The sequence below is a fragment of the Paenisporosarcina sp. P4_E4_2 genome, from assembly GCF_056401595.1.
In genome coordinates this window covers 12501-19074 of record NZ_JBFUJC010000112.1, presented here as the reverse complement: position 1 = coordinate 19074, position 6574 = coordinate 12501, and the positions used below count along the sequence as shown (strand labels likewise).

Here is a 6574-nt window from a genome sequence, read left to right as displayed (position 1 = left end):
AATTAATGCTGTGGAAGAAAAATTATGTGACCCAGCCATTTTCCAAGATCATACGCAATTAATGACCCTTCAAACAGAGCTGGATGCTTATAAAGAAGAACAAGAAACATTCATGACAGAATGGGTTGAATTAGAAGAAGAGTTAGAATCATATTAACTGTTACCGCATGTCAAAACATGCGGTATTTTCTTACTATTTAAGACCCATATATATGGGTCAAGTACAAATTTCGACATTTTTCTTTCCACAAATTTATTCACATGCAAAAGGTTGATATATCAATCTATCAACAGACTTATGCACACTATCCACAGAAAAAAAAGTTTTTATACACATACTTCAATGTAAATCGTACCACTATATATTGAATTCCAGTCACTTATACACAAGTTGTCCACAAAATGTGCATAAGTACAGATGTTCTCTATTGACATCACAATTCATTTTTGCTAAAAAAAGAATCGATTCTCTTTTATTAGAGAATCGATCCTACTTAATTCCAGTCGAATAATGTCATACCCGGTCTGCCGTTCATTGCCAGTGTACTTGTAATCCCTTTTCCGAACATAACAGAGCCAGCAGCAGCAATCATTGCCGCATTATCGGTACATAAAAACAAAGGTGGAACTGTAAACGGAATTCCTTCTTTTGCAAAAGTGTCTTCTAGCGATTTTCGCAATCCTTTGTTCGCAGAAACTCCACCAGCTGCAATTACTTGCTTAGCGTTAAATTGCTTGGCTGCACGCAATGTCTTCGCTGTGAGCACTTCAACCACACTGTTCTGGAAACCTGCAGCAACCGCTTGTGGTTTAATCTCTTCCCCACGCTGTTCAGCATTATGCATATAATTGATGACCGATGACTTCAAGCCGCTGAAGCTGAAATCATACGATCCTTCTTCCAACCAAATACGTGGAAATGCGATAGCTTCTTCGCTTTCATGCGCTAGCCGGTCAATATGCGGACCACCTGGATAAGGAAGCTTCAACACTCTCGCTACTTTGTCATATGCTTCCCCTGCCGCGTCATCACGCGTTTCTCCAATCAGCTCAAACGACCCATGTTCTTTCATTAGAACTATTTCCGTATGCCCGCCTGATACGACCAGGGCCAATAAAGGAAATTGCATAGGCTCCACTAACTGATTGGCATAAATATGCCCTGCAATATGATGAACCCCAACTAGGGGCAATTGATTTGCGAACGCGAATGCTTTTGCGGCATTAATACCGATTAGCAATGCACCGACAAGTCCTGGTCCTTCGGTAACAGCTACAGCATCCAAATCACTTGGCTGCATATTCGCTTGCTTCAACGCTTCTTCAATCACGATTGTCACTTGCTCTACATGGTGTCGAGAAGCGATTTCTGGGACTACTCCCCCGAAGCGTTTATGGCTTTCGATTTGAGATGAAACGACGTTGGATACGATTTCTCTTCCATTACGCACAATTGATGCAGCCGTCTCATCACAGCTCGTTTCAATACCTAATATAATTTGATCTTTCGTCATTTGAATTCCACCCACATCACCAGTGCATCCTCATGGTTATCTGAATAATAACCTTTTCGGATTCCACCATTTTGAAAATCTAATTTACGGTACAGATTTTGAGCGATCGTATTACTAACTCGTACTTCCAACGTCATCAGCACTACACCATGCTCTTTTGCCACTCGTATCGCTTCACGCATAAGTCCTTCTCCGATTCCTTGGCCTTTCACATGCTCGGTCACTGCGACGTTTGTGATATGGCTTTCATCCATTACGAGCCACATCCCACAGAAACCTACAATTTGTTGATCTTCATCTTCAGCGATTAAATAATACGCATGCAAGTTTGTTGTCATCTCCTGAACGAACGCATCGCGTGTCCAGGGTTGACTGAAGGCTTCATGTTCAATTCTCAAGACCCCGTCAATATCGTCAAAGGTCATTTTTCTATAGCTGACTGATTCACTCATTCGTTTGACCAGCCTTTTGCTGTTCAGCACGCCAGTTTGTTTCAGCTTCCGTAATCCGCTTATAATCCGGTACGAAATGATGCGTTTCTTCTATTGAAGGCAATGGTTTCTTCATTGCTTGCTCAATTACCACAGAACCTTTTGGCAAGTCCTGATGAAATGGTGCACGAATAGCACGTTCACCTAAAATTTGTTGAATGGCTTCCCAGTGAATCGCTACATCTTTCCCTACAAACAAAATATCTTCTTCTCTCGTCGCCAACTCTTCCAACACTGCTTCCAACGCATAATGACCATCTGGCAGAATAGATTCCAACTCATTCGTATAAATGGCTGAAAACACATTTTGTCTTCTGGCATCCATAATTGGACAAATGATCCCATTGAAAAGTGAACCGTTGCCAGCAAGCGTTTGAAGACTTGAAACCCCAACAACCGGAATTTTCAACGTCCAAGCCAATGTTTTTGCTATTGTGACCCCGATGCGAACTCCTGTGTAGGATCCTGGGCCTTCTGCTACGGCAATAGCATCCAGTTCATTCGGTTTAATATCCGCTTGTCTTAATGCTTCTTCTACAGCAGGCATAGCCCCTACAGAATGCGTTACTTTTATCGAGCTTGTCCATTCAACCAATAACTGATTGTCTTTGACTACCGCTATCGTCAATGGCACATTCGATGTATCAATCCCTAACCATATCATGCAAATAACTCCTTACATAATTGCTCATAGCGTTCACCTATAGGCGTAATTTCAAAACGTCGAGCAAATTCATCTTCGTGGAAAACTTCGATTTGCAAACGCTCTTTCGGCAAATCATATTCAATCAACTTTGCCCACTCAATCACCGTTACGGCATCTCCGTAAAACAGTTCATCCCAACCTAAGTCTTCTTCACTATCAGCTAGACGATAAACATCCAAATGATTGAAAGGCAAGCGACCTTCATATTGCTTTAATATCGTAAAGGTTGGGCTGTTCACATTACGCTCGACACCCAATCCTTTTGCGAAGCTCTTTGTAAAAGTCGTCTTGCCTACGCCAAGATCGCCTTCTAGTGTAATCACATCTTGTGCTTGAACAAGAGACCCTAATCGCTGGCCAAATTGTTCCGTTTCTTCAAGGGATGTGACTCGTTTTATATAAGTCATATATTTAATACCTCACTGATGTTTTCTCTAGTGTACCGAATCCACCGCAATACTTCACTTTATTTGAACAAGAGTAGCGTAAAGCGATGGGCTTTTTAATTATACAAAAAAATCCACAGAGAAAGTTTCCTTTCTTTGCGGATTGTAAATTCAAGATAAATGGCGGTCCCGACGGGAATCGAACCCGCGATCTCCTGCGTGACAGGCAGGCATGTTAACCGCTACACCACGGGACCACATAATATTTAACGACAAGATTTATTATACCAATGTATGAAAATATTACAATAGTTTTTCGGAAAAACTTTTAAAGTTTTTTTTCGTGCTTGCTGATAGTAGAGTTTGGAAGAATGTTTACGTTCAGGAAATAAGTAAACCTTGAAAAATGTACCAATTATATTCCATTATTGTTATTCTATTGATAAAGGGAGAGGATATGAGTGAAGAAGATTTATGTTTTACTATTTTCGTTTGTTCTGATATTAACAGGAAATGTTGGACAAGCGAATGCTGAAGGGTTTACGGATGTGAAACCTGGTGACCCATTTTTTGAAGAGATGATGTACTTATTTAATGAGGAAATCATCAGTGGTTATAAAGATGGCAGTTTTGGACCTAAAGATACGGTTTCACGTGCAGCAGCTGCCTTGATGATTGCTAGAGCACTAGATTTGGATACGACTCCACGTGATACTGATTTTCCAGATGTAACGAAAAAAAATGTTGCTTCAGGTGCAATTGATTCATCATTAAAACTTAATATTATTAAAGGATATACGGATGGGAAATTTCATCCGGACGAACCTGTAACACGAGGCCAAATGGCTATTTTTATCGCTAGAGCTTTTAAATTGACTGAAGAAGAAGCGATTTCATTCTCTGATGTGCCAATCGATAAATCTTCTTATTCATCAGTCCGCAAGATTTATTCTTTCGGTGTCACAAAAGGATACTCTAATGGAAAATTTCTTCCTGATAGCTCAATTATAAGAAGTGAATTTTCCGGATTGCTTGCACGTGCTTTGAGCGATGAGTTCAGACTATCTATCAATACTTGCGGGTATGAACCAAAGAGCAAAAAACAGGACAGACAGACAGTTAACTGTTTATTGACGCGAGAAGCGCTCAAAGCAGGGATTCCACCGGAAATTGTTAAGTCAGTAGCTACAAAAGAAAGTGGACAATGGAAACAATTCGATTCGAATGGTAATCCAATCATTACTGCTGATGGCGGGATTGGGTTGATGCAAATCACTACAACCGCTGGATACGATGTAGATCTATTAAAATCTGATCTTGCTTATAACATATTTGCTGGAGTAGATATGTTGAATAAGAATTTCAAAAATACAAACTTGCCGTCAATTGGTGATATGAAGCGAGAAGAATTGCAAAACTGGTACTTTGCAGTAATGGCGTACAATGGGATTAAACCTAAAAACAGCCCACTCTACCAAGATAGCGGTCTAACAAACACTACAGCTTATCAAGAAGGTGTTTACCGTTTATTGAGTGAAGCTTATGATTTATCCAATATCAATCTTGTTCCCATGAACATGACATCACTTGATTTCCAATACGATAAAAATTCAACAGCGAATATCGTATTCAAAAAAATGCATTATGAGGTTTCTGTAGCTGACAAAACTTTATCAAAAGAAATGTTTGAAGCTGGAGATACTGTGCGGTACATTAATGATGGCCGACTACGTCCATCTCCTGGAACTTCCTTTAGAGAAATAACGAAAATCACGTCTAAAGACAAAATCACCATCCTTGGAGGTCTTGTTTATGACGAAAATAAGGATTCGACCAATACTTTTGCTTGGTATCCAGTCAAAGTCGAGCAAAATGGCAAGACTTACTATGGCTATATTGCATCAAAATACATTAAATAATTATTTGCCTTGCTGATGATCAATCGCAAGGCTTTTTTGTAATATTCATTTTCCTCTCCTAAGACATCGTGAACGAAATGATAGATTGGCAATCTCATAAGAAGAGTTATGTTGGTCTTTGAAACAAGTTTTTATTCTTGAAAGTTGCTTTCCTATATTTATCGCTCAGATAACGGTAATTATCGCTCATATGAACCACTTTATCGCTCAAAGCCATCTCACTCGCAAGTTTACTTGCTTAACCCATCGACGTCTTTTTATCGACTTGCTCTAAAGAATCCCTCTCCAACAGAAAAGAGCCATGCAACGTCAGTGGAATGGCTCCCATTTAGGGGTTAGGGTTAGGGTCATGGCTGGCCATAAAACTCTTAATGGTCTCGTTTTCGCTGCGCTCCTGTTCAAACATTAAAAAAGATCACAAAAAAACCGACACCTCGGAAGGTATCGGTTTCTTATTTTGCCTAGCGACGTCCTACTCTCACAGGGGGAAACCCCCAACTACCATCGGCTTGTTCACTCAAAACTGGATAAACGGGTCATTGAAAACCATTCAAATTCATTTTGGTTAAGTCCTCGATCGATTAGTATTCGTCAGCTGCACACGTCACCGCGCTTCCACCTCGAACCTATCTACCTCATCGTCTTTGAGGGATCTTACTTACTTGCGTAATGGGAAATCTCATCTTGAGGGGGGCTTCATGCTTAGATGCTTTCAGCACTTATCCCGGCCACACATAGCTACCCAGCGATGCTCTTGGCAGAACAACTGGTACACCAGCGGTGTGTCCATCCCGGTCCTCTCGTACTAAGGACAGCTCCTCTCAAATTTCCTACGCCCACGACGGATAGGGACCGAACTGTCTCACGACGTTCTGAACCCAGCTCGCGTACCGCTTTAATGGGCGAACAGCCCAACCCTTGGGACCGACTACAGCCCCAGGATGCGATGAGCCGACATCGAGGTGCCAAACCTCCCCGTCGATGTGGACTCTTGGGGGAGATAAGCCTGTTATCCCCGGGGTAGCTTTTATCCGTTGAGCGATGGCCCTTCCATGCGGAACCACCGGATCACTAAGCCCGTCTTTCGACCCTGCTCGACTTGTAGGTCTCGCAGTCAAGCTCCCTTCTGCCTTTACACTCTACGAATGATTTCCAACCATTCTGAGGGAACCTTTGGGCGCCTCCGTTACACTTTAGGAGGCGACCGCCCCAGTCAAACTGCCCGCCTGACACTGTCTCCTGCCCCGCTAAGGGGCAAGGGTTAGAAGTTCAATACAACCAGGGTAGTATCCCACCGACGCCTCCTCCGAAGCTGGCGCTCCGGAATCTCAGRCTCCTACCTATCCTGTACAAGTTGTACCAAAATTCAATATCAGGCTACAGTAAAGCTCCACGGGGTCTTTCCGTCCTGTCGCGGGTAACCTGCATCTTCACAGGTACTATAATTTCACCGAGTCTCTCGTTGAGACAGTGCCCAGATCGTTACGCCTTTCGTGCGGGTCGGAACTTACCCGACAAGGAATTTCGCTACCTTAGGACCGTTATAGTTACGGCCGCC

6 protein-coding genes, 1 tRNA gene and 1 rRNA gene (1 of these 8 running past the window's edge) are annotated in these 6574 nt (G+C 42.2%); 2 read left to right on the top strand and 6 right to left on the bottom strand.

The genetic code is table 11. The features are described 5' to 3' along the window. The first annotated feature begins 10 nt into the window (after positions 1–10). Entirely contained in the window at positions 11–157 is a 147-nt protein-coding gene (locus AC1DSB_RS09815) for an ABC transporter C-terminal domain-containing protein (RefSeq protein ID WP_477586611.1), read from the top strand. A gap of 337 nt (positions 158–494) precedes the next feature. Here the strand turns inward: AC1DSB_RS09815 and tsaD are convergent, their stop codons facing one another. The 5 genes from tsaD to AC1DSB_RS09790 form a co-directional block, all read right to left on the bottom strand. Further along, positions 495–1514 carry a tRNA (adenosine(37)-N6)-threonylcarbamoyltransferase complex transferase subunit TsaD gene (gene tsaD, locus AC1DSB_RS09810; RefSeq protein ID WP_477532510.1) on the bottom strand — a complete coding sequence of 340 codons (1020 nt, stop codon included), beginning with the start codon at positions 1512–1514 and terminating at the stop codon, positions 495–497. Next, positions 1511–1966: a ribosomal protein S18-alanine N-acetyltransferase gene (gene rimI / locus AC1DSB_RS09805; protein ID WP_016429482.1), complete on the bottom strand. Its 456-nt coding sequence runs from the start codon at positions 1964–1966 to the stop codon at positions 1511–1513. The genes tsaD and rimI overlap by 4 nt, the downstream gene beginning before the upstream one ends. After that, positions 1959–2669: a tRNA (adenosine(37)-N6)-threonylcarbamoyltransferase complex dimerization subunit type 1 TsaB gene (gene tsaB, locus AC1DSB_RS09800; RefSeq protein WP_477532509.1), complete on the bottom strand. Its 711-nt coding sequence runs from the start codon at positions 2667–2669 to the stop codon at positions 1959–1961. The genes rimI and tsaB overlap by 8 nt, the downstream gene beginning before the upstream one ends. After that, positions 2666–3118 (bottom strand): tRNA (adenosine(37)-N6)-threonylcarbamoyltransferase complex ATPase subunit type 1 TsaE, encoded by a 453-nt coding sequence (tsaE, locus tag AC1DSB_RS09795; RefSeq protein ID WP_477532508.1) that lies wholly within the window; start codon positions 3116–3118, stop codon positions 2666–2668. The genes tsaB and tsaE overlap by 4 nt, the downstream gene beginning before the upstream one ends. Before the next feature lie 160 nt (positions 3119–3278). Beyond that, a tRNA-Asp gene (locus AC1DSB_RS09790) sits at positions 3279–3354 on the bottom strand. Between the two features lie 204 nt (positions 3355–3558). Here AC1DSB_RS09790 and AC1DSB_RS09785 point away from each other — a divergent pair. Next, positions 3559–5016, top strand: a complete 1458-nt coding sequence (locus tag AC1DSB_RS09785) for an S-layer homology domain-containing protein (protein WP_477586609.1) — start codon at positions 3559–3561, stop codon at positions 5014–5016. 561 nt (positions 5017–5577) lie between these two features. On the opposite strand, the gene AC1DSB_RS09780 is transcribed toward AC1DSB_RS09785, so the two are convergent. Next, positions 5578–6574: ribosomal RNA gene (locus AC1DSB_RS09780) — 23S ribosomal RNA — on the bottom strand (it continues 1935 nt past the right edge of the window).

Bases quoted from the DNA above. Each gene is read 5' to 3' on its own strand.
- tsaD (WP_477532510.1), bottom strand. From the start codon at position 1,514: ATGACGAAAGATCAAATTATATTAGGTATTGAAACGAGCTGTGATGAG.
- rimI (WP_016429482.1), bottom strand. From the start codon at position 1,966: ATGAGTGAATCAGTCAGCTATAGAAAAATGACCTTTGACGATATTGAC.
- tsaB (WP_477532509.1), bottom strand. From the start codon at position 2,669: ATGATATGGTTAGGGATTGATACATCGAATGTGCCATTGACGATAGCG.
- tsaE (WP_477532508.1), bottom strand. From the start codon at position 3,118: ATGACTTATATAAAACGAGTCACATCCCTTGAAGAAACGGAACAATTT.